This window comes from Streptomyces sp. 8N706, from assembly GCF_052245415.1.
Taxonomy (GTDB): Bacteria; Actinomycetota; Actinomycetes; order Streptomycetales; family Streptomycetaceae; genus Streptomyces.
Genome location: NZ_JBQQBW010000059.1, coordinates 21,289 through 43,292 on the forward strand (window position 1 = coordinate 21,289; position 22,004 = coordinate 43,292).

Consider the following 22,004-nt stretch of genomic DNA (forward strand, 5'->3'; position numbering starts at 1 on the left):
CGCCGGGGTGGCCGGGACTTTCCACGGACACGGCCACCCCGGCTCTCTCCCTTACTCCCGCCCCTGCTGGGGGCAGTCAGGAGAACTTCCAGCATGTCTGAGAACGTCGTCCACCTCCACAAGCCCACCGACCCCCCGACCCCCGACACCGCCCCCACCGTGCTCACGGTCGTGCCCGACGCACCGCCGGCCCGGCCCGTTCCGCTGTGGGTCCGCTCCGGACACGCCATCAAGACCGTTGCCACGCACGAGACGACCAGGGCCACCGTCCGCGCGGCGGCCCGGCACAGCCTCTACACCCTCAACGGCGGCCGGATCGTGGCTCGCCGCACCTGGGACGGCCGTACCGGCTCCCGCTACGAACGCATGATCCGGGCGGCGGAAGCCGCGGGGAACCTGGAAGCGGCGGAAGAGTGGGAGGAGCGGTTGCAGCGCTTCCGCGCCGCCCGCCATCACCGCCGCATGGATCTCCTGCACTCGCCCGTGGAGGCCGCCAAGGGCGTGGCTGTCGGCGCCGGCATGAGCGTTGGCATTCTGGTCGCCCTTGGCGTCGTGATGGCCCTCAACACGGGCCACGTCGGGGACGTGGTCACCCCGCTGTCGGCGACCATCGACTTCATGGCTCTGCTGATCCGGATCGTGCAAATCGTGTGGGGTCCGGCGCTCACGATCGGCCCGTTCCTCGCCCTGCTGGCCCTGTGGTCGGTTGGCCGCAAGCAGCAGGCCGCCCCGAACTGGGCACTGCCAGCGAACGTCCGCAACGGTGAGGGTGAGCCGATTACGCCGTCCATCGTGGTCAAGGCCCTGCGCGACCTCGGAGTGCCGGCGCTGCGGAATGCCATCAAAGAGATGGGCGACGCGGGGGCGAGCATGCTCGGGCCGATCACCATCGCCGGATGCGGCGTGGAAGTCGACGTGACCCTTCCTTCCGGGGTGTCGACCAACGAGGTGCAGAACAAGCGCCGGAAGCTGGCCGAGAACCTGACCCGGCACGAGCACGAGGTGTTCATCACCATCCCGCAGGCCGCGCGGACGGTGCGGCTGTGGGTCGCGGACTCGGGGGCGCTGGATGAGCCGATCGGCCCGTCTCCGCTGGTCACCGACGACACGGTGACCGCCGACTACGCCAAAGGCAAGGCGCCCTGGGGTCAGGACCTGCGCGGGGACGCTGCGAGCTTGAGCCTGTATCAGCGCCACCTACTCATCACGGGCCTGTCGAACCAGGGCAAGACCGTGGCCCTGCGCTCCCTGGCCCTGTGGCTGTCGCTGGACAAGTCGGTGCAGTTCCTCATGGGTGACCTCAAGGGCGTGGGCGACTGGGCCATGTTCGACGGGCTCGCCACGACCCTGATCCAGGGTCCGACGGATGAGCACGTGATCCAGGTGACCGAGATGGTCGAGGGCGCGGTCGACGAGATGAACCGTCGTATCCAGACGCCGCCCGGCACCGTGTTCCCGCCGCTGATCGTGCTGGTTGACGAGGCACAGGTGGCGTTCATGTGCCCGGCCAAGGACGAGGACAAGCGTCCCTATGGCGGGTCGAAGGCCAACTCCCGGTACTTCATGGCCGTCCGCAAAATCCACAACCAGGGGCGGGCCGTGAACGTGCTGATGTGGCAGGGCACTCAGGACCCGACCAACGAGAACCTTCCCAAGCTGGTCCGCGAGGGCGCCCACACCCGCGCATCCCTCGCGCTGGGCACCGAGTCGCAGGCCCGCATGGCCCTGGGAGACAAGGCCGTCGACGGCGGGGCGGCTCCGAACCTGCTGCGTCCGGGCCTGGACCGGGGAACCCTGGTCGTCGCCTCCGACGGCATCACCATCCCGGCCGGACAGTCGTCCATCACGGTGCGCACGCACTACATCGACGACGACGCGGCCGAAGCCATCACCGACCGGGCCAAGGCCCTGCGTGACGGCGTCACCACCCTGCACGCAATCGAACGCGACCAGGACCGTGACCCGCTCGCGGACATCGCGGCCGTGGTCGGCACGGCGGAGCGGGTGCGCACGAAGGACGTGCTGGCACGGCTCGGCACACTCAACGCGGACGCCTACGGCGGGTGGTCGTTCATCGACCTCAAGCGCGTCCTGGACGGCACCGGAGCCGAGCCGTACAAGTCCGACGGCGTCATGGTCGTCAGCCGTGACCGCCTCGCCCGTGCGCTCACCAACCGCGACGACACAGGTTCCGCTTCCGCCGCCGAGTGACAGGGAGACGACCGCCGGCGTGTCAGGGAGGCAGGGAGAACTCCCTGACCCCCTCCCTGACCCGCCTCCCTCACCCTGACCTGCACAAATGATCGTTCAGGGAGGCAGGGAGGCACACCAGGTCAGGCCCCTGCAACCCCCTCCACAGCGCATCCCCAAGGGGGTGCCTGATCCTCCCTGACCCACTGCCGGAAGGGATTCCGCATGCACCCCGAACACTCCGGTTACCTGCCCGCCGAACGGGCCGTGACCGTCCACCAACCCACCCTCATCGCTCCCGCGCAGGCGGGCCCGCTCGTACCTGTGCAGCCGGGCACCGTCCCGGCCGTGGCGAGCGTCGTCCTCCCGGACGGGCGGGTCGTCACCGGCTACGCGATCAGCCCCGCGCAGCCCGAACCTCTCGCCGCTAAGCCGGCCGTGTCCCGCGCGGCGGTGAACGTCGCCCTCGGGGGCGTCGGGTTCCTCGCGGTGTGCGGCGGGCTGCTGTTGCTCACGTCGTTCATCGCGGCCCTGACTGCGTTCATCACGCAACTGATCACCCTCGCGGCCGTGATCTTCGGCGGCTGGATCGCCGTACAGATCTTCAGCGCGAACGGCCACCGAGGCGGAACCACCGTCAACATCCGCAAAGCCGTGATCAAACGCAACCACTTCCACGGCTAGCTACGCCAAGAGCGGCCCCCACCTCACGCCAACGAATGCGGGGCCGCTCTTGTCCACCTGCCAACCACTTGACCTGTGGAGGTCTCCCAGCATGACGCAACCCACCGTCATCCGGCGAGTGCCGGACACGTTCCTCCCGCGCTTCCGGGTGCTGGACGCCTACTCGTGCATCGGCGGCGCCACCAAGGGCATCAAGCGCGCGATCCCCGGCGTGCACGTCACCGGTGTCGACATCCAGGCGCAGCCGGACTACTGCGGCGACGTCTTCCACCAGGGCGACGCGGTCGAGTTCATCCGCGTGCACGGCCACGAATTCGACTTCATTCACGCCTCCCCGCCGTGCCAAGGGGAGGGCGCTCCCACCAAGGGCACCAACCGGGCGCGTAACGCGGCCATCGGCCGGACCTACCCCCGGCTCATCGCCCCGACCCGGGCCGCGCTGGAGTCGACCGGGCGGCCGTACGTGATGGAGAACGTGGCAGGTTCCGAGGTCCGCAAAGACCTGCGCCTGTGCGGCGAGATGTTCAGCCTGGGCGTGCTCATGCACCGGTACTTCGAGTTGGGCGGCTGGACCACCGCGCAGCCGGCCCACCCGCAGCACCGGGGCTATGTGCGCGGCTGGCGGCACGGCGTCTACCGCGACGGCCCCTACGTCGCCGCGTACGGCTCTGGCGGGGGCAAGGCCACCGTCGAGGAGATCCGCACCGCCAAGGGCATCGACTGGTCGACCGATCACTTGCGGCTGCGGGAGGCGCTCCCGCCCGCCTACACGGAGTGGATCGCACGCGCCTACCTCGCCACCCTCACGCCCGCGCTGGAGGTGGCCGCGTGAGCGCGTTGCCCGAGCCCTTGCGGACCGCTCTGGAGCTGGCCGCTACGGGTGTGCCGGTGCTGCCCCTGCGCGCGGGGAAGGCGCCGTTCGGCAACTGCCGCTCCTGCGCGGGCAACACTTGCGGCGGCCGGCCGAACATGAAGAGCGCGGGTCCGTGCCGGTGCCCTGGCGTCTGCCACGCATGGGCCGCCGCAACCACCGACTGGGCCGTCCTCACCTCCCCGGCATGGACGGCCGCATGGCGGCGGGCCGTCACCGTGGCCTACCACCCCGGTGCCGCCGGGCTGACCGTGGTCGACCTGGACGACGCGGCGGCCGTCGACTGGGCTCGCGAAACACTGCCCGCCACCCGGACCGTGCCGACGACGCGCGGTGAGCACTGGCTCTATCGGGGCGCCATGACGTCACACAACGCGGTGCGTCCCGGCGTCGACCTCAAGTCGACCATGTCCTACGCCCGATGGCTGGGCACCGGCACCGGCACCCTGACCGCCCTGCCGGATGCCGTGCGCGCGCTGGCCGTGAAGGAACCGCCCATCGTCCGGTCGGCGCCTCGTTCGGTCTCCGTGCCCGCACGGTCCGGGGGCGGGCAGTGCCCCCACCGCACGGCCGCGTTCCTGGAACGTGGCATCGCCATGGCGGAGCAGCGCATCACGGAAGCCCGCAGCGCGGTTCATGCGGCCGTGTACCGGACGTTCCTGGCGGTGCTGTCGACGCATGGCCGGTGCGGCTGCCTCACCGACACCCACATCACGCGGCTGTTCAACGCTGCGCAGGCCAAGGGAGAGTCCCCGCGGCACTGCACCGACGCGTGGACCAACGCCCGTACCACGTTGGGACTGTGACCATGTCCGACGACGAGAAGAACCCCGCACGCCAGGTCATCACCGACTACGCACAGAGCCACTTCCGGTACTTCCGCACCGCCGACGGCACCGTGTATGCGCAGAGGAACGGCCACCCCGTGGCCCGCCCGATCCGCTCGCAGGGAACGACGGGAAGCCACCGCCAAGAACTCATGGTCGGTCTCTTCCGCGACGGTGTGGGCGTCTTCAACGGCACCGCGCTGAAAGAGGCGCTGGACCTGATCGAAGCCCTCGCACTGACCGAGGACGTGCAGCCCGTGCACATCCGCGTCGCCCCCGGATTCGACGGAGCGACGTGGCTGGACCTGGGCCGCAACGACGGGCAGTCCGTGCGTATCCACCCCACCGGCTGGGAGATCCTCACCCCGGACCCGCGTGAGGTGTGCTGGCGACGCACCCAGCTCACCGGTGAACTGCCCCTGCCGACCAAGGACACCAACGGCAAGGGCATCGACCTGCTGATGCGGCTGTGCAACTTCGCCAATGCCGAGACCGAGTGCCTGGCCATCGCCTGGCTGATCGGCTGCCTTGCTCCGTCCGTGCCCGTACCCGCGCCGTTCCTCACCGGACCTCAGGGGGCGGGGAAGTCCACCGGTGGGCGGATGCTCGTACGGATCATCGAGGGCATGACCGGGGACCTGCGCCGGGCACCGAAGGATGAGGAGAACCTGATCGCGGCGGTGGCGGCTGGCTGGGTCACCGCCCTGGACAACCTCTCCCACATGACCCCGGACCTGTCCGACGCCATGTGCTGCATCGTCACCGGGGCCGAGAACGTAAAACGCGCCCTGTTCACCGACGGGGACGTCTTCCGCGTCGGCTACCGCCGTCCCCTGCTCCTGACCGGCATCGACGTGGGCGTCATCCGGCCCGACCTCGCCGAACGGCTGTTGCCCCTGCGGCTGGAACGCCCCCGCGTCCGGCGCACCGAGGCGGAACTGTGGTCGGACTTCGCAGAGGTCCTGCCCGTCATCCTCGGCTCGCTGCTGGATCTCACCGTGCAGGTGCGCGCCGCGCAGGCGGACATCCCCACCGACCTGCGCATGGCCGACTTCGCGCACCTGTGCGCGCAGCTCGACGCGGCCACCGGTCTGGGAGCGCTCGCCGCCTACCGGGCCAGCCTGGACGACCTCAATGACGACGTCATCGAGGGCGACCTGTTGGCACAGACCGTGCTCAAGCATGCCGCCGGCATCGACCCGGGCACCGAGCAGCGGATGACGTCGGCCGAGTGGCTGCACTGCCTCACCAGCCTCTACAGCGGCGAGGACTTCCGTCCCCTGCCTAAAGGGTGGCCGACCATCGGCAAGGTGCTCTCAGACCGTCTCAAGCGCCTTCAGCCCACCCTCGCCGCCCGGGGCGTCCTCATCGACTGGGGACGCAACAACACGGCCCGCTACATCGAAATGGCCCGCCCGTCCGCCGCACCACTCCCGCACGAGCAGGAAGCGGCGTTCTGACCGGCTACGCCCCCGGCGACCGCCCGCACAAGCAAGAGGAGCACCCGGGGCCGCGTGCTCCTCTTGCTGTTCGGCGGCGGCGCCGCCCTGTCAGGGTCGCGCCGGCGCAGCGGCTCGTTCTTCACGCCCTGAGCCGCGCACCACAACAGACACCACCCCCTCTTTGTCCGAAGTAGAGAGACGCTGCGTCACCTGCGTCACCCACGCACCTCAAACGGCCCGCGACCTGCCGAAAGCGGGGTGACGCAGATGGCCCGCCGCTGCGTCACCCCGCGTCACCTGCGTCACCCCGTGACGAAGGTCTGCGTCACCCGTGACGCACCCTCGGGGCCCCTGCGTCACCCAAAAGCCGCAGGTCAGCGCCATAAGTGACGCACATGACGCAGGTGACGCAGAAATCCGCACCTCGGACACACGCACGCTCGCCCTCGCCTGCACTCCACCCACGGCACCAGAACCCACCGCAGGACCCCTCACCCAACTCCGCCACGGACATGAGGAGTCACCAGCCATGGCCACCGAAGAGCCGCCCGACCCGCGCGCCCTCCTGCGCGGCGGGCTCCCGGACCGCTACCTCACCCCCGAGGACCTGGTCACTATGTTCAGCCTCCCGAGCGTCGAGACCGTCTACCAGTGGCGACGTAAGCGCATCGGCCCGGCCGGCTTCCGCGTCGGACGCTACCTCCGCTTCAACCCCGCCGCGGTACAGGCGTGGGAGGCCGAACGCACCGCCCTAGACGACGCCGTCTGAGACCTGCCGCACCACCCGACTCCCCGGGGAGGGCCACACCGTGGCCCTCCCCCTCCCATGCCCAGAAGGGACCCCGCCCCAGATGGCAGGCCACATCCAAGACCGCTGGTTCAAGACCGAGACCAACGCCGACGGCAAGACTGTCCGCGTCAAGAGCGACCGCCACGGCAGCGGCCTGCGCTACCGCGCCCGGTACGTCGGCCCGGACGGCACCGAGAAGTCCAAGAGCTTCCCCGACCGTCAGAAGCGGCTTGCTGAGAAGTGGCTCAGTGCCATCGAGACGGACATGACGCGCGGTCAGTACACGGACCCGAAGTCCATGCAGATCACGTTCCGGCAGTACGCCGACAAGTGGTTGGACACCAGGACTTCGAGCCCGATGACGCGGAAGGAACTCGGCCGGCGCCTGCGGTTGCACGTCTACCCGGTGCTCGGCTCCCGGCCGATCGGGACATTCCGGCCGGAGCACATCAGGGAGCTTGTCGCGGCCCTGGAAGCAAAGCCCGGTGTCAGCGCCTCCTACGCCCGGAACATCTTCGCGGACGTTCAAGCGGTCCTGTCCGCCGCGGTCGACGACACCTTGTTGTCGCGCAACCCGTGCAGTGCGCGGACCGTGCGGCGGCCCAAGCCCGATGCGCATCCCGTCATCCCGTGGGTGCCCGACCAGGTGTTCGCCGTTCGCGCGGCCCTTCTGGACCGGTACCAAGCGATGGTCAACGTCGGAGCCGGATGCGGCCTGCGTCAGGGCGAGGTGTTCGGGCTCGCTGAGGACGCCATTGACGCCGACGGGCGCACGCTTCACGTGGTCCGGCAGATCAAGCACGTGGAAGGGCACCCGGTGTTCGCCCTCCCCAAGGGAGGCAAGAAGCGGGACGTGCCGTTGCCCGGCTCCGTGGCGGAAGCCCTACGGGCGCATATGGACGCCTTCAAGCCTGTGGAGATCACATTGCCGTGGGACGTGCCCGAGGGACCGAAGGTGTCCGCCCGGCTGATCTTCACGGCGGAGCAAGGGGGCATGGTCTGGCGTAGCAACTTCAACGGAAAGGAGTGGAAGCCCGCTCTCGCGGTCGCTGGACTCATCCCAGACGCGGAGGATGACGGCAAGTACGACTCGGCGCGCGAGCACGGCATGCACGCCCTACGGCACTTCTACGCATCCGCGTTGCTGGACGCGGGTGAGAACATCAAGGCCGTCAGCGAGTACATGGGGCATGCCGACCCGGGGCTGACGCTGCGGGTGTACGCCCACCTGATGCCCGACAGCCGCCAGCGTGCCCGCCGCGCCATCGACATGGTGTTTCAGCGCCTCTCCGAGGAAGATCACGGCCCCCAGACGGCCCAATGACCCACCGACGGCCCCTGAACTGCCCTTTTGTGCAGGTCAGGGGTCGTTGCCCCGTGAGAAGGCTCTGAACTTCCTCAACTCTGCTTTGGCCCCGCGGACCCGGGGGCATCAGCCCTCCACGCAAGAAGCGGGGGGACCTCGCTTCGGGGGACCGAAAGGAGCGTGAGGGTCTGATGGGCATCATCATTTTCGCGGTGATCGCGCTGATAGCGCTGGCCGTCATCATCGGCGCCGCCAAGTCGGCGAACGGCTCGGGGGGCCGTAACCGCCGCGGGGGCGGTTCCGTCGGCGGGGGAAGCTGGTGGGCGGGGGACGGAGGTCACCACCACGGTGGCGGCGGCTCCTCATGCGGCGGTGGCTCCTCCTGCGGTGGCGGGTCGTCCTGCGGCGGGGGCGGCGGTGGCGGTGGCGGCTGCGGCGGTGGTGGCGGCAGCTGAGCCGTCGGCGGCAGCCGGACCATCGCTGCCGCGGTCACCGAGCGCCACTGCGACAGCCGCGGAACTACCGCATCCACCAGCGGTTTGTGCGTCTGTCCCATGCTTGAACGCATATGCATCCGGCGGGCCCAACGCCCGCCGGGTGCTTTGTAGTTGAACAGTTGAGCTGTAAGGCCCTCTGGGGGATGGAAACCCGGAGAAGATGGGTAAAAATACTGTGGGCCCCGCGCATTTCATGATTCCGTATTCCTCGGACCGACCCCACGTGGGCACGAGCCGGCGACGACTTCTTCCCCAGGTCCTTCTTCGGGGCGGGCCGGCCCACCAATCCACTCGCAGCATGCTTGCGGAGCCGACCCATGCTCACCACTCTCAAGACGGCCTATACCGATACCCGTGCAACCGACCTGGCCTGGGCCCTGGGCCGGGAGCCGCTGCCCGCCCTGGCGGTGCTCGACCTCCGACTCGGCGACGCCACCGTGCAGTTGAGGCTGCTCGGCGCCTCCCACCAAGTGCTCGTCGAGGAGGAGCAGGGGGTGTGCTCGGAGACCGTGGCCTGTATGCCCGGCAGCAGCAAGCCTCTGCCGCTGGGTGTGGCCAAACGCGTCGGGAACTGGGACTACGAGTTCGCGGCCCGTGTCGAGACGCTCTCCCGGGGCTCGTTCGCCGGGCGCGCCCAGGAGTTGCTGGCGCTGGTCGCCGAACACCCGCACGGCCTGGCGGGGACCTTCCCCGGCAGCCCGAACGCCTTCACGGCGATGATGGCGCAGCGCCACGAGGGGCAGTTGCGGTGGCGGACGTGGCACGCCTATCCGCAGGAGGGGCGGCTCGTGGCGACCCGTACGCGGATCAGTGCGCGTCTGCCCGTATCCCCGCAGGCCGTCAGCCCAGCCGGAGCGCCGTGACCCATTGCACTCTTGTGGGTGACCTGTCCGTCGTGAGGTGTGACGTACCGTTCCAGCGTGATCGACCCTTCCGTGTCCGGCGTTTCGCGCGCGGCGCCGCCGCGAGAGCCGCAGGGCCCGGCGCTGCTGCCCGTACCTGCCGGCCTGGGCCGGTACTTCGTTCTCGGCGCCGTCTTCGTCTGCGCCGCCTGCGGCCTGGTCTACGAACTCGAACTCGTCGCCCTCGCCTCGTATCTGATCGGTGACTCCGTCACCCAGGCGTCGGTCGTGCTGTCCGTGATGGTCTTCGCGATGGGCGTCGGCTCGCTGCTGGCCAAGCGGCTGCGGTGCCGTCCCACGGTCGGCTTCGGGCTCGTCGAGGCCGCGCTGGCCCTGGTCGGTGGCACATCGGCGATGGCGCTGTACGCCGCCTTCGCCTGGTTCGGGCAGTCCCGCACCGTGCTCGTCACCTTCTCCCTGGCGATCGGCGTGCTGATCGGCGCGGAGGTGCCGTTGCTGATGACGCTGATTCAGCGCATCAGACAGCAGGACGCGGGGGGTGCGGTCGCCGATCTCTTCGCGGCGGACTATGTGGGCGCGCTCGTCGGCGGGCTGGCGTTCCCCTTTCTTCTGCTGCCGGCACTGGGGCAGTTGAGCGGGGCGCTGCTGACGGGGGCGGTGAACGCCGTCGCGGGCGGGGCGACGGTGCTGTGGCTTTTCCGCCGCGATCTGACCGTACGGGCGCGGTGGCTGCTCCTCGTGGTCAATGTGCTGGTGCTGGCGCTGCTCGCCGCCGGGGCGGCCGTCGTCGGCCCCTTCGAGGAGGCGGCGCGGCGCGCGGTGTACGGGGCGGACGTACGGGTCGCGGTGCAGACGGAGGTGCAGGAGATCGTCCTCACCGGGGACACCGGGGAGGCGGGAGGCACGAGGAGTACTGGGCAGGCCGGAGGCGCGCGGCAGGCCGGGGAGGCCGGGGACGCTGACGAGATCGGGGACGCCGGGGAGAGCGGGGAGGCCGGGGAGAGCGGGGAGGCCGGGACGGCCGGGGGCTCCGCGGAGATCAGGGGCGGCGCAGGGCAGGTCGGGGGCTCCGGGGAGGTCGCGGGCCCGTCCAGGCGCCGTCCCCGTTCGCTGTCCCTCTTCCTCGACGGACGGCTGCGGGTCAGCAGCCGCGACGAGGCCCGCTATCACCAGGCGCTCGTCCACCCGGCGATGGCCGGACCGCACCGCCGGGTGCTGGTGCTGGGCGGAGGCGACGGGCTCGCCCTCCGCGAAGTGCTGCGCTACGGGGATGTGCGGTCGGTGACCATCGTCGAACTCGACCCGGGAGTCCTGAGGTTGGCCCGTACGGACCCCGGGCTCTCCGCCCTGAACGGCGATGCCTTCGGAGACCGCCGGGTGCGGGTGGTGCCGGAGGACGCGTTCGAATGGCTGCGGACGGAGGTACGGGCGGAGGGCGCGCGCCCGTACGACGTGGTGATCTCCGATCTGCCGGACCCGGGGATCACGCCCAGCACCAAGCTGTACTCGCAGGAGTTCTACGGTCTCGCGCGGCGTGTGCTGGCTCCGGACGGACGGCTCGCCGTCCACGCGGGCACGCCTTCCGTACGGCCGAGGGTGTTCTGGACCGTCGACGCGACGCTGCGCTCGGTGGGGCTGCGGACAGCGCCCTACCGGGTGGGCGGACGGGTCTCGGGCTTCCCCGGGGGCCCGGACCGGTCCGCGGACGTGGCGGCCGGTCCGCGGGACTGGGGTTTCGTCCTGGCGTCGCGGCAGCGCCGGCCGATCCGGCTGGAGCTGCCCGCCGGGGCGCCGCCGCTGAGCTCACTGACTCCGTCCTCGCTGCGGCGGGCGGCATGGTCGGCGCAGAGCGATCGGGTGCGGGGCGTACCGGCGTCGACCCTGATGCACCCGCGCTATCTGGAATGAGCTGGTACGCCGGTCGTGAGCGGGCCGGGGCGGGGGCCGAACGCCGAACCGTGGCGGTGCCGGGCGGGCCGGGCCGAGGGCCCTTTCCCGGTGCCGCCGTCAGAGGAGGCCGAGAGCCGGGGCGCTCCATGCACAGTCGGGCCCGTCCCGGCACGGTACGGGAGGCGGCGGGCCGACAGCCGTCCCGGTGGCCCGCACGGGAGACGCGGGACCGAGCCCGTCCCGGTGTCCTCGTGCGGCAGACGGGCCCGTCCCGGCACCCGTCGTACGGGAGACGCGGGCGTCCCGGCGTCCTCGTGCGGCAGACGAACCCGTCCCGGCACCCGTCGTACGGGAGACGCGGGCCTGCTGCCCGCCCCGTCCCGGGGTCCTCGTACGGGAGGCGGGCTCGCAATCGAAGGAGCGGGATGTTGCCGGATACGCGTGCCGTGAGCCGGTGGCTGGGTAGGCTCGGTCTCCATGGAGCATGAGGTGTTCGTTCCGTTTTCCGCCGACACCGTGCGGCGGGCTGTTGCCGACCCCACGCGCGTCGCCCGCTGCGTTCCCGGGTTCCAGCCGGACACCGACGCGGCGCCGGAGGCCCCGGACGCACTCGTGGGCAGGCTGCGCCTGCGCGTCGGCAATTCGACCATCACCTATCGCGGCACCCTTCGCATCACACCGCAGGACGGCGGCGATCTCGCGGTCGAGGCCGACGGCGCGGAGTCACGCGGCAGCGGGTCCGTGAAGCTCGCGCTGACCGTACGGCTGTCCGCCGGCGACGGCGGATCGGTGCTGACGTGTGGCGGGACGGTACGCAGTGAGGGGCGGCTCGCCGAGGTCGACGACGCTGCGGCCGCTGCCGCCGGCCGGCGTCTGCTGGACCGTTTCGCCTCGGAACTGACCGCAAGCCTGGAGTCGGCTCCTCTCGGCTCGGATGAGGACGACGACAACCAGCGCGCCATTCCGGGCATCCCCTCTCCGGACAACGGCGCCCACGCGCGCTCCACGGAGGCCGCCGAGAGCGCGGAGCGGGCCGCGCGTGCCGAGGGGGACGAGTCCGAGGCGGCAGCGGCCTCCCTCTTCGAGACGGAGGTTCCGCCACCATCGCTCGACCCGCTCGCCGACGCCGATGCCGATGACGACACCGATGACGACGCCGGTGCCGAAGGCGAGAGCGAGTCCGGAGATGACGTCGAGCCGGAGCTGGACGACGACCTCGAGCCGGGGCCGCCCGCCGAGGCCGCGCACGCCCGCCGCACCATGATCGGCCGCAGTGCCGAGGAGGTCGACCACGCGCCGCCGCGCGGCCGGTACGCCCCCGTGCCCGCGCCCCAGCCCGCCTCCACCACGGTCACGCTCCGCTGGGCGGCTCCCGCCGCGGCGGTGGTCGTGGCCTCGGCCGTGGTCGTCGGCCGCATTCTGCGCCGCCGCCGATAGCCCTGTCCGGGCGATGGTGCCCGGACCCCGCGACTCCCCCGGACTCCGTCCGGCGGGAGGGCCCTGGCCAGTGCTGTGACCGGGAGGGCTCGCCGGGAAGCTCGCGGCGTCCGGTGCGGTGCATCGCACGGCGGTGGGGGTGCCCCCGGACGGGGTCCGGGGGAGATCGCCCTCGTACTGGGGTCCCCCATGCCGAAGGCCAGGGGAGTACTCGGGCGACTCCGGCAACGCAGCGTGGGGGTCCCCCAGCCTTCGGCCGGGGGGGACCTCACCCAGCGGTAGCTGGGGGAGTGCCGTGCCGGGCGTCGCGAGCCGGTGAACCTTCCCGGTCACGGCACGAGGCCCCGCGCCTGTCTGCGCGACCGCGCGCAAGGCCGGCGCCCGGGCGCCGGGGCGGCGGCACGGTTAGGGTTCGAGGGGTGAGCACCCATGACACCGGCTCCCCGGAAGCGGCAACCCGCGGCGCGGTGCGACTCGGCGCCGGAGACGCCGAGTTGACCGTGCTGCCCGCACTCGGCTGCCGTCTCGGCTCACTGCGGATCGGCGGTACGGAGCTGCTGAGACAGGGCGCGGAGTACGGGGCGTTTCCGATGGTGCCGTTCTGCGGCCGTATCGAGAACGGCCGCTTCCTCAACGGTGGCGTACGGCATCAACTGCCGCTCAACGCCCCGCCGCACGCGATCCACGGCACCGGCCGGGACGCCGCGTGGAGCACGGCCCGTACCGAGAAGGCGTCCGCCGTCTTCACCCACGACCTCGCCGAGCCCTGGCCGTACCCCGGCCGGGTCACCCAGCTGGTCGACCTCACCGAGGACTCCCTGACCCTCACCATGGGGGTCGAGACGATCGGTGACTCCTTCCCCGCCCAGGCGGGCTGGCACCCCTGGTTCGTACGGAATCTGGGCACCGGCGGTGCGGACGTGGAGATCGGCTTCACGCCCGGCTGGCAGGAGGAGCGGGGCGAGAACCATCTGCCGACCGGTCGGCATATCGTGCCGGAGCCCGGTCCGTGGGACGACTGCTTCGGAATGCCCGACGGCGTGGACGTCACTCTCACCTGGCCCGGTCAGCTGGAGCTGAGGGTCACCAGTCGCGCGGAGTGGGTCGTCGTCTACGACCAGCAGGCCGAGGCGGTGTGCGTCGAGCCGCAGTCCGGGCCGCCGAACGGTCTCAATACGCATCCCTGCCTGGTCACCCCGGTCCAGCCCCTGGAGATCGCCACCACCTGGACATGGCGTCGGCTCGGCCCGGAGCGCCGACCGTACGGACCGGCGGCGTCCGTCGGTACGAGTCCGTGGCGTCGGGCCGTACGGGGCCCTGGCGTCGGGCGCAGGGCCGGGGGGTCGGCCGCAGGGGTGCGTGGCGTCGACCGTACGGACCCGCGACGTCGGCCGCAGGGATCCGCCGCGTCGGCCGTACGGGCCGTGGCGGAGGTCCTCATGGGCCCGGAGAGCGTCGGCCGCACGGGCGCGGAGCTTCAGCCCGGGGTCCGCGGCGTTGTCGACCCGGCTGACCGGTGGCCTGCCTCCGGACGCGGACACCGCCGTGGCTCGCACCCGCGGCCGGCCCGGTTAGGCTCATCCGTATGAGTGCAGCCATCTCTCGGGGGACGACCCCCGTGACCCCCGATGTTCGTGATGCCCTGCTGCAGCAGATCAAGGACAAGGCCGTCGTCCACGGCAAGGTGACCCTCTCCTCCGGGCTGGAGGCCGACTACTACATCGACCTGCGCCGGATCACGCTCGACGCGGAGGCCGCCCCGCTCGTGGGCCAGGTCATGCTGGACGCCACGGCCGACCTCGACTACGACGCCGTGGGCGGGCTCACCCTGGGAGCCGACCCCGTCGCGACCTCGATGCTGCACGCCGCCGCCGCCCGGGGCCGCAAGCTGGACGCCTTCGTCGTGCGGAAGGCGCAGAAGGCGCACGGAATGCAGCGCCGGATCGAGGGGCCGGACATCACGGGCCGCCGGGTGCTCGTGGTCGAGGACACCTCCACCACCGGTGGTTCTCCGCTCACCGCCGTCGAGGCGGCACGCGAGGCGGGCGCCGAGGTCGTGGCCGTTGCGGTGATCGTCGAGCGCGGCGCCGCGCCTGCGGTTGCGGAAGCTGGGCTTCCGTACATTCAGGCGTATGGACTCGATGACCTGGGTCTCTGACCTGCTGTTTCAACAAAGGGTGGAGGGTTTCACGTGAAACCCTCCACCCTTTGCCGCCGTATGGGCTATAGGCCGGGTGGACCAATCGTCCTCGTCTGGGAAGATGGGGGCGACGATGACGTCGCCCCCTAGGTCAGGGCCACTGAAATTCCCGGAGAGCAGCCCCCGGAACCCCGGCTGCACACCCGCAGATCACAAGGAGCGGACAGATGCCCATCGCAACCCCCGAGGTCTACAACGAGATGCTCGACCGGGCGAAGGCAGGCAAGTTCGCCTACCCGGCCATCAACGTGACCTCGTCGCAGACGCTGCACGCGGCTCTCCGCGGCTTCGCCGAGGCGGAGAGCGACGGCATCATCCAGGTCTCCACGGGTGGCGCGGAGTTCCTGGGCGGCCAGTACAGCAAGGACATGGTCTCCGGTGCCGTCGCGCTGGCCGAGTTCGCGCATGTCGTCGCCAAGAAGTACCCGGTGAACATCGCGCTGCACACCGACCACTGCCCGAAGGACAAGCTCGACGGCTACGTCCGGCCCCTGCTCGCCATCTCGCAGGAGCGTGTCGCCGCGGGCCAGAACCCGCTGTTCCAGTCCCATATGTGGGACGGCTCCGCCGAGAAGCTCGACGAGAACCTCGCCATCGCGCAGGAGCTGCTCGCCGAGGCCGCCAAGGCGAAGATCATCCTCGAGGTCGAGATCACCCCGACCGGTGGCGAGGAGGACGGCGTCACGCACGAGATCAACGACGAGCTCTACACCACCGTCTCCGACGTCGAGCGCACCGCCGAGGCCCTCGGCCTGGGCGAGAAGGGCCGCTACCTGCTGGCCGCCTCGTTCGGCAACGTCCACGGCGTCTACAAGCCGGGCAATGTCGTGCTCCGCCCCGACCTGCTCCGCGACCTCCAGGACGGCATTGCCGCCAAGTACGGCAAGGACAACCCGTTCGACTTCGTCTTCCACGGCGGCTCCGGCTCCACGGAGGAGGAGATCCGCACCGCGCTGGAGAACGGCGTCGTGAAGATGAACCTCGACACGGACACCCAGTACGCCTTCACCCGCCCGGTCGCGGACCACATGTTCCGTAACTACGACGGTGTGCTGAAGGTCGACGGCGAGGTCGGCAACAAGAAGACCTACGACCCGCGCAGCTGGGGCAAGTCCGCCGAGGCGGGCATGGCGCAGCGTGTCACGAAGGCCTGCGCGGACCTGCGCTCCACGGGCACCAAGCTGAAGTAGCCCCGGTGGCTCAACGGGCCCGGCACCTCACCGGAGGTGCCGGGCCCGCCGCGCTTCCGGAGAGGCACGCCTCTCCCGGGCCGCCGTTCCGGCGTTCCCATGTGCGGAGGCGGCCGGTGGTGCCCTGGTAACTCCGCTGGGCGCCCCTGCGCTCCGCGCCGCTCTCTCGTCGACGGCGGGCGCCGCCCGCGAACGGGCCGTCCGCGAACGGGCCGTCCGCGATCGGGGCCGTCCGCGATCGGGGCCGTCCGCGATCGGGGCCGTCCGTGACACGGGGCCGTCTGCGAGTCGGGTCAGCAGCACGGTGTGGCTGCCTGCGGACGGGCCGTTGACCGGGACCTGGGGCCGTACGGAACGTCGGGCTGCTTCGTCCCCCGTGCCCGGCCTCTGCTGTCGTGTGCCGCGTCGCGGACCGGCTCCGCTGCTGCGGTCTCCGACGGCTCGTACGGCCGCCGGGCTGGCCTCGGGCCGGTGACCCGAGGATGATCCCGGGTATGGGTGATTCCTCGCCCGGGGCCGGGGGCGAGTCCGGCACGGGTCCGGCGGCGGGGCGCCCCGCCAGGGCAGAGCCGGTGGGCGGCTCCGGACCTTCTCCGCCACGGCCCGGCGCGAGGGCCGGCACGATCCGGTTGTCGGAGGCCTCGGGCCGGTGGATCGTGCTCACGACCGTGCTCGGGTCCGGCATGGCCCTCCTCGACGGGACCGTCGTCAATGTCGCCCTGCCGCGCATCGGAGCCGATCTCAACGCCGATCTGGCCGTGCTGCAGTGGACCGTCAACGCCTACCTGCTCACTCTCGCCTCGCTGATCCTGCTGGGCGGGGCGCTCGGGGACCGGTTCGGCCGGCGGCGGGTCTTCGTCGTCGGCGTCGTGTGGTTCGCCCTGGCCTCGCTGGCCTGCGGACTGGCGCCGAACGCCGGGGTGCTGATCGCCGCACGGGCCGTCCAGGGCATCGGCGGGGCGCTCCTCACGCCCGGCTCGCTGGCGATCATCCAGGGCAGCTTCCACCCGGACGATCGGGCGCGGGCCGTCGGCGCCTGGTCCGGCCTCGGCGGCGTCGCGGCGGCGGTGGGGCCGTTCCTCGGCGGCTGGCTGGTCGACGGGCCCGGCTGGCGCTGGGTGTTTCTGCTGAACGTGCCGCTGGCCGCGGTGTGCATACCGGTGGCGCTGCGGCACGTGCCGGAGACCGGCGACCCGCGTGCGCACGGCCGGTTCGACGTCGCCGGGGCAGCCCTCGGTGCGCTGTCCCTCGGCGGGGTCACCTACGCCCTGATCGCCGCCCCCGAGCAGGGCGCCTCCCCGACCGTGGTGATCACCGGAGTCGGCGGCGTCCTGCTGGGGGCGGCCTTCGTCCGACTGGAGCGTCGGCGCGACGATCCGATGCTGCCGCCGAAGATCTTCGCCTCCCGCCAGTTCACCGCCGTCAACGCCGTGACCCTGTGCGTGTACGCGGCCTTCGCAGGCTTCTTCTTCCTGACCGTCCTCCAGTTGCAGGTGGTCCTCGGCTACTCCGCTCTCGCCGCCGGGACCGCCCTGCTGCCCACCACGCTGATGATGCTGTCGCTGTCCGCGCGCTCCGGAGAGCTGGGGCAGCGCATCGGGCCGCGAATCCCGCTCACCGTGGGGCCGCTGCTCTGCGGAACCGCCATGCTGCTGATGACGCGGGTGGGGGCCGGGTCCTCGTACTGGACGGATGTGCTGCCCCCACTGCTCGTCATGGGTGCCGGCATGGTGCTGCTGGTCGCGCCGCTCACCGCGACCGTGCTCGCGTCGGTCGAGGTGGGGCGCGCGGGCCTGGCCAGCGGTGTCAACAACGCGGTGGCGCGTGCGGCCGGGCTCCTGTCGGTGGCCGCGCTCCCGCTGCTCGCCGGGATGGGGCCGGAGGCCTACCGGGACGCGGGGGAGTTCGCGGAGACCTTCCGGCGGGCGATGCCGTTGTGCGCGGGCATCCTCGGACTCGGCGCGCTGATCGCCTTCCTGGCCGTACGGTCCGAGGCGCCGGCCCCGGCGCCGCCGGCCGAAGGTGAGGAGGCCGCCCCGAGGCGGCCCTGCCGTGCGGAATGCCGTACGTACTGCGCGGTGAACGCACCGCCGCTCGACCCCGGCACTCCCGCTTCCGACCCGTCCTGATCACCCCATCCGGGCCGGGGCCAGGCAGACTGGAACCCATGTCCATTCACGAGAACCTTCTCGGGGGACCTCCCCCGACGCATCTGCCCGACGACCCCGAGCCCCGCGAGCTGCTCGCTTCCGGCGCGGCTCCCGCCGAGGTCGCCGCGAAGTACCCGGCCTCCTCCCTCGCCTGGGCGCAGCTCGCCGACGACGCCTTCGAGGGCGGCCGGACCGTCGAGTCCTACGCGTACGCCCGCACGGGCTACCACCGGGGGCTCGACGCGCTGCGCCGCGCCGGCTGGAAGGGCCACGGCCCGGTGCCGTTCGAGCACGAGCCGAACCGCGGCTTCCTGCGCGCGCTGCATGCCCTGGCGCGCGCCGCGCAGTCCATCGGCGAGCAGGAGGAGTACGAGCGCTGCTCGACCTTCCTGCGGGACTCCTCCCCGACCGCCGCCGACATCCTCACCTGATCACCACCTGATCACCACCGAGGCCGTACGACCGCCTGTGCTGTCGGCCTCCCGGGCCTGCCTGCCGCTTCGGCGCAGGCAGGTTCCTTGCTGTACGCGCGCACGAGACCGATGATGCGCTGAGGGCCCGGTTCCGCCGTTCGCGGAAGCCGGGCCCGAGAGGGGACCGGGGCTCCGATGCCGAGAGGAAGGGGCGGACCGCTACCCGGTAGCACGTAGTACCGAGGAGACAGTGATGTCGCAGTCGCCCCATGGACCCGAAGCCGGTGCGTCGCAAGCCGGCAGGCCGGAATCCGCTCAGCCGGGAGTCGGTGAATCCCAGCCCGGTCAGCCGGAAGCCGTTGAGCCGCAGCCCGGTGCGTCGGAGGCCGGTGCGTCGGAGGCCGGTCCGGAGACCCCGAACCTGGACTTCAACGGCACGACGCCGTACGAGGACTACGTCCAGGCGGATGTCCTCACCCACCTCCAGCACCCGCTCTCCGACGACCCCGGCGAGATGGTCTTCCTGGTCACCACCCAGGTCATGGAGCTGTGGTTCACCGTGATCGTGCACGAGTGGCGGACCGCCGCCGAGGCGCTGCGCCAGGACGACCTGCCCGTCGCCATGGCCGCTCTCCGGCGCTCCGCCTACGAGCTCGAATCGCTCAACGCCTCCTGGAAGCCGCTCGCTCACCTCACCCCCGCCCAGTTCAACTCCTACCGCGGCGCGCTCGGCGAGGGTTCCGGCTTCCAGTCCGCGATGTACCGACGGCTGGAGTTCCTGCTCGGCGAGAAGTCCGCGTCGATGCTCGTCCCGCACCGCGGTGCGCCGCGCGTACACGACGAGCTGGAGAAGGCGCTCGCCGAGCCGAGCCTCTACGACGAGGTGGTGCGGCTGCTCGCCCGCCGTGGGCACGCCGTTCCCGAGTCAGTCCTCGACCGTGACCCGGCTCAGCGCTACGAGCCCCACCCGGCGGTCGAACAGGCCTGGCAGGCGATCTACTCCGGCCCGCAGGACGGTGAACTCGCCCGCCTCGGGGAGGCGCTGACCGAGGTCGCCGAGCTGGTGTGGCGCTGGCGCAACGACCATCTCGTCGCCACCCGGCGGGCGATGGGCGCCAAGACGGGTACGGGCGGCTCCGCGGGGGTGGCCTGGCTGGAGAAGCGCGCGGCGAAGAACGTCTTTCCCGAGCTGTGGACGGCCCGCAGCCATGTCTGAGGCGCGCACCGGCACCGATGCCGGACAGGGTTCCGCCGCCTCGGCGGGACATGGCGGCGGCTCCGCCCCGGACTCCGGACTGCCCGGCGACCCCGCCGCACGGGCCGCCCGGATGGACGTCGTGGATCCGCTGGCCGCCATCCGTGAGCGCTTCGCCGTCGACGACGGGGTGACCTATCTCGACGGCAACTCCCTCGGCGCGCTGCCGCGCGGCGTTCCCGGCCGGATGGCCGAGGTCATCGAGCGGGAGTGGGGCGCGCTACGCATCCGTTCGTGGGAGGAGAGCGGCTGGTGGACGGCGCCGGAGCGGATCGGCGACCGGATCGCGACGCTCATCGGGGCCGGGCCCGGTCAGGTGGTCGTCGGGGACTCCACCAGCGTCAATGTCTTCAAGGCGGTCGTCGCGGCGGTACGGATCGCCCGGTCCCGGGCGCCGGGGACGGTGCCGCGCGAGGAGGTGCTGGTCGACGCCTCGACCTTTCCCACCGACGGTTATATCGCCGAGTCCGCGGCCAGGATGACCGGCACCCGTATCCGGGCCGTCGCCCCCGGCGCCATGGCCGCCGAGATCGGGCCGCGCACCGCCGTGGCGCTGGTGAACCATGTCGACTACCGCAGTGGGCGGCTCCACGACCTCCCCGGCACGACGGCGGCGGCGCACGCGGCCGGGGCGCTGGTGGTCTGGGACCTGTGCCACAGCGCGGGCGCGCTGCCGGTGGGCCTCGACGCGCACGCGGCCGACTTCGCGGTCGGCTGCACGTACAAGTATCTGAACGGCGGCCCGGGTGCCCCCGCCTATCTGTACGTCCGCCGGGAGCTCCAGCCGCTCTTCGACTCTCCGCTGCCCGGCTGGAACTCGCACGCCGACCCGTTCTCCATGGCGGCCTCGTACGCTCCGGCGGACGGCGCCGTACGCGGCAGGGTCGGCACGCCGGACATTCTGTCCATGCTGGCACTGGAAGCGGCGCTGGAGGTCTGGGAGGGCGTGTCGATCGAGGCGGTACGGGAGAAGAGCCTCGCGCTGACGGATTTCTTCCTGGAGTGCGTGGAGCACCATGTGCCGCCCGGCGCGGTCGAGTCGGTCACCCCGGCCGCGCACGCGGAGCGCGGCAGCCAGGTCGCTTTGCGCTGCCGTGGGGCGGGCGAGGTGATGCGGGAACTGACGGCCCGCGGGGTCGTCGGCGACTACCGCCGCCCGGACGTCCTGCGCTTCGGCTTCACCCCGCTCTACACCTCCTTCGCGGACGTGGAACGCGCCGCGCGGGTCCTGGGGCAGGTCCTCACCACCGCGGACGGTAGGCTCTGACGGTGGCTGTGCCGCAGCCGGACGGCCCGCCTGCCGCGGCCGCCCCTGATCACTGCCCGGACCCGGCCGTGGCTCCGTCCGAGGCGCTGAGGCACTGTGCGGACGCGGCCGGGGCCGCCCCCGTGGGACCGGCCGCCGGGCCGGGCACGTGGCCTGGGCGCCGCCGGCGGCGCCGGGGAGGGGATTCTGGTACCGCGCAGGGGGCCGCTGCCGAACCCGAAGGAACAGGGGCGGCTCCAGCGGAGGCGGAGGCCGCCGCGGCTACCGAGGCGGCGGCCGTGCTGGGGCGGGCACCTGTGGCGCCGTACGCGACCCTCGTGTACGGCGCGCTGCGGGACCAGGTCGTCGACTTCTACGCTCCTCGTGGCGGACGGGGTCCCGTACCGCTGGTCGTCCTGCTGCACGGCGGTGCCTGGCGGTCGCCGTACGACCGTCGCCACATCTCGCCGTTCGCGGCGTACCTCGCCGGGTGCGGTCTCGCCGTCGCCTCGGTCGAGTACCGCCGCGGCCCGGACGACGCGGCGGACGGCCCCCCGTCCGGCGGCGGGGCCGGTACCGGGGGCGGGCCGAGGGCGGGCCGGTGGCCTGAGACGTTCGACGATGTCGCGCTGGCTGTCGACCACCTCCCGGCGCTCGTCGAGGAGTTGACGGCTGCGGGGACTGCCGGGGCTGCCGGGCGTATGGATGGTGCTGTTCGCGCCGAGGGTGCCGGTGGCGCGGACGGTGCCGGGC

Annotated in this window: 18 protein-coding genes and 1 pseudogene; all 19 read left to right on the forward strand. The window is 71.7% G+C overall.

The features are described from left to right. Positions 1-93: 93 nt before the first annotated feature. The gene (locus ACTWQE_RS21465; RefSeq protein ID WP_443330632.1) at positions 94-2,211 is read left to right on the forward strand and encodes an FtsK/SpoIIIE domain-containing protein; all 2,118 of its coding nucleotides are present in this window, start codon (positions 94-96) and stop codon (positions 2,209-2,211) included. Between the two features lie 204 nt (positions 2,212-2,415). Next, a complete protein-coding gene (locus ACTWQE_RS21470) occupies positions 2,416-2,874 on the forward strand; it encodes a hypothetical protein (protein ID WP_443330633.1) in 459 nt (152 codons plus the stop codon). A gap of 91 nt (positions 2,875-2,965) precedes the next feature. Continuing rightward, positions 2,966-3,706, forward strand: coding sequence for a DNA methylase (locus ACTWQE_RS21475; RefSeq protein ID WP_443330634.1), 741 nt, complete (start codon positions 2,966-2,968; stop codon positions 3,704-3,706). Then, positions 3,703-4,551 (forward strand): bifunctional DNA primase/polymerase, encoded by an 849-nt coding sequence (locus ACTWQE_RS21480; RefSeq protein WP_443330635.1) that lies wholly within the window; start codon positions 3,703-3,705, stop codon positions 4,549-4,551. Before ACTWQE_RS21475 ends, ACTWQE_RS21480 begins: the two co-directional genes overlap by 4 nt. Before the next feature lie 2 nt (positions 4,552-4,553). Beyond that, complete coding sequence (locus ACTWQE_RS21485; RefSeq protein WP_443330647.1) at positions 4,554-6,032, forward strand: ATP-binding protein; 1,479 nt, start codon at positions 4,554-4,556, stop codon at positions 6,030-6,032. Positions 6,033-6,543: 511 nt separating this feature from the next. Continuing rightward, positions 6,544-6,783, forward strand: coding sequence for a helix-turn-helix transcriptional regulator (locus ACTWQE_RS21490; protein WP_443330636.1), 240 nt, complete (start codon positions 6,544-6,546; stop codon positions 6,781-6,783). A gap of 82 nt (positions 6,784-6,865) precedes the next feature. Beyond that, entirely contained in the window at positions 6,866-8,128 is a 1,263-nt protein-coding gene (locus ACTWQE_RS21495; protein ID WP_443330637.1) for a tyrosine-type recombinase/integrase, read from the forward strand. Between the two features lie 173 nt (positions 8,129-8,301). Then, positions 8,302-8,565 carry a hypothetical protein gene (locus ACTWQE_RS21500; RefSeq protein ID WP_443330638.1) on the forward strand — a complete coding sequence of 88 codons (264 nt, stop codon included), beginning with the start codon at positions 8,302-8,304 and terminating at the stop codon, positions 8,563-8,565. A gap of 359 nt (positions 8,566-8,924) precedes the next feature. Further along, on the forward strand, positions 8,925-9,470 hold the full coding sequence (locus tag ACTWQE_RS21505; protein ID WP_443330639.1) for a DUF2617 family protein: 546 nt from the start codon (positions 8,925-8,927) through the stop codon (positions 9,468-9,470). 57 nt (positions 9,471-9,527) lie between these two features. Further along, the gene (locus ACTWQE_RS21510; RefSeq protein ID WP_443330640.1) at positions 9,528-11,378 is read left to right on the forward strand and encodes a spermidine synthase; all 1,851 of its coding nucleotides are present in this window, start codon (positions 9,528-9,530) and stop codon (positions 11,376-11,378) included. Between the two features lie 459 nt (positions 11,379-11,837). Further along, a complete protein-coding gene (locus ACTWQE_RS21515; protein ID WP_443330641.1) occupies positions 11,838-12,797 on the forward strand; it encodes an SRPBCC domain-containing protein in 960 nt (319 codons plus the stop codon). Between the two features lie 467 nt (positions 12,798-13,264). Beyond that, a pseudogene (locus tag ACTWQE_RS21520) lies at positions 13,265-14,041 on the forward strand (aldose epimerase family protein); the annotation flags it as partial. Between the two features lie 341 nt (positions 14,042-14,382). Beyond that, on the forward strand, positions 14,383-14,955 hold the full coding sequence (pyrE, locus tag ACTWQE_RS21525; protein ID WP_443330642.1) for an orotate phosphoribosyltransferase: 573 nt from the start codon (positions 14,383-14,385) through the stop codon (positions 14,953-14,955). Between the two features lie 191 nt (positions 14,956-15,146). Beyond that, a complete protein-coding gene (fbaA, locus tag ACTWQE_RS21530) occupies positions 15,147-16,187 on the forward strand; it encodes a class II fructose-bisphosphate aldolase (protein WP_443330648.1) in 1,041 nt (346 codons plus the stop codon). A gap of 494 nt (positions 16,188-16,681) precedes the next feature. Further along, positions 16,682-18,316, forward strand: a complete 1,635-nt coding sequence (locus ACTWQE_RS21535; protein WP_443330643.1) for an MFS transporter — start codon at positions 16,682-16,684, stop codon at positions 18,314-18,316. Between the two features lie 38 nt (positions 18,317-18,354). Then, entirely contained in the window at positions 18,355-18,768 is a 414-nt protein-coding gene (locus ACTWQE_RS21540) for a DUF3151 domain-containing protein (protein WP_443330644.1), read from the forward strand. Positions 18,769-19,003: 235 nt separating this feature from the next. Continuing rightward, positions 19,004-19,966, forward strand: a complete 963-nt coding sequence (locus ACTWQE_RS21545) for a tryptophan 2,3-dioxygenase family protein (RefSeq protein ID WP_443330645.1) — start codon at positions 19,004-19,006, stop codon at positions 19,964-19,966. Between the two features lie 112 nt (positions 19,967-20,078). Further along, a complete protein-coding gene (gene kynU / locus ACTWQE_RS21550) occupies positions 20,079-21,272 on the forward strand; it encodes a kynureninase (RefSeq protein WP_443330649.1) in 1,194 nt (397 codons plus the stop codon). A gap of 278 nt (positions 21,273-21,550) precedes the next feature. After that, a partial coding sequence (locus ACTWQE_RS21555; RefSeq protein ID WP_443330646.1) for an alpha/beta hydrolase occupies positions 21,551-22,004 on the forward strand: 454 nt, incomplete at its 3' end.

Bases quoted from the DNA above. Each gene is read 5' to 3' on its own strand.
- ACTWQE_RS21535 (WP_443330643.1), top strand. From the start codon at position 16,682: ATGGGTGATTCCTCGCCCGGGGCCGGGGGCGAGTCCGGCACGGGTCCG.
- ACTWQE_RS21490 (WP_443330636.1), top strand. From the start codon at position 6,544: ATGGCCACCGAAGAGCCGCCCGACCCGCGCGCCCTCCTGCGCGGCGGG.
- ACTWQE_RS21545 (WP_443330645.1), top strand. From the start codon at position 19,004: ATGTCGCAGTCGCCCCATGGACCCGAAGCCGGTGCGTCGCAAGCCGGC.
- ACTWQE_RS21505 (WP_443330639.1), top strand. From the start codon at position 8,925: ATGCTCACCACTCTCAAGACGGCCTATACCGATACCCGTGCAACCGAC.
- ACTWQE_RS21500 (WP_443330638.1), top strand. From the start codon at position 8,302: ATGGGCATCATCATTTTCGCGGTGATCGCGCTGATAGCGCTGGCCGTC.
- ACTWQE_RS21470 (WP_443330633.1), top strand. From the start codon at position 2,416: ATGCACCCCGAACACTCCGGTTACCTGCCCGCCGAACGGGCCGTGACC.
- ACTWQE_RS21475 (WP_443330634.1), top strand. From the start codon at position 2,966: ATGACGCAACCCACCGTCATCCGGCGAGTGCCGGACACGTTCCTCCCG.
- pyrE (WP_443330642.1), top strand. From the start codon at position 14,383: ATGAGTGCAGCCATCTCTCGGGGGACGACCCCCGTGACCCCCGATGTT.
- ACTWQE_RS21540 (WP_443330644.1), top strand. From the start codon at position 18,355: ATGTCCATTCACGAGAACCTTCTCGGGGGACCTCCCCCGACGCATCTG.
- ACTWQE_RS21495 (WP_443330637.1), top strand. From the start codon at position 6,866: ATGGCAGGCCACATCCAAGACCGCTGGTTCAAGACCGAGACCAACGCC.
- kynU (WP_443330649.1), top strand. From the start codon at position 20,079: ATGGACGTCGTGGATCCGCTGGCCGCCATCCGTGAGCGCTTCGCCGTC.
- ACTWQE_RS21465 (WP_443330632.1), top strand. From the start codon at position 94: ATGTCTGAGAACGTCGTCCACCTCCACAAGCCCACCGACCCCCCGACC.
- ACTWQE_RS21515 (WP_443330641.1), top strand. From the start codon at position 11,838: ATGGAGCATGAGGTGTTCGTTCCGTTTTCCGCCGACACCGTGCGGCGG.
- ACTWQE_RS21485 (WP_443330647.1), top strand. From the start codon at position 4,554: ATGTCCGACGACGAGAAGAACCCCGCACGCCAGGTCATCACCGACTAC.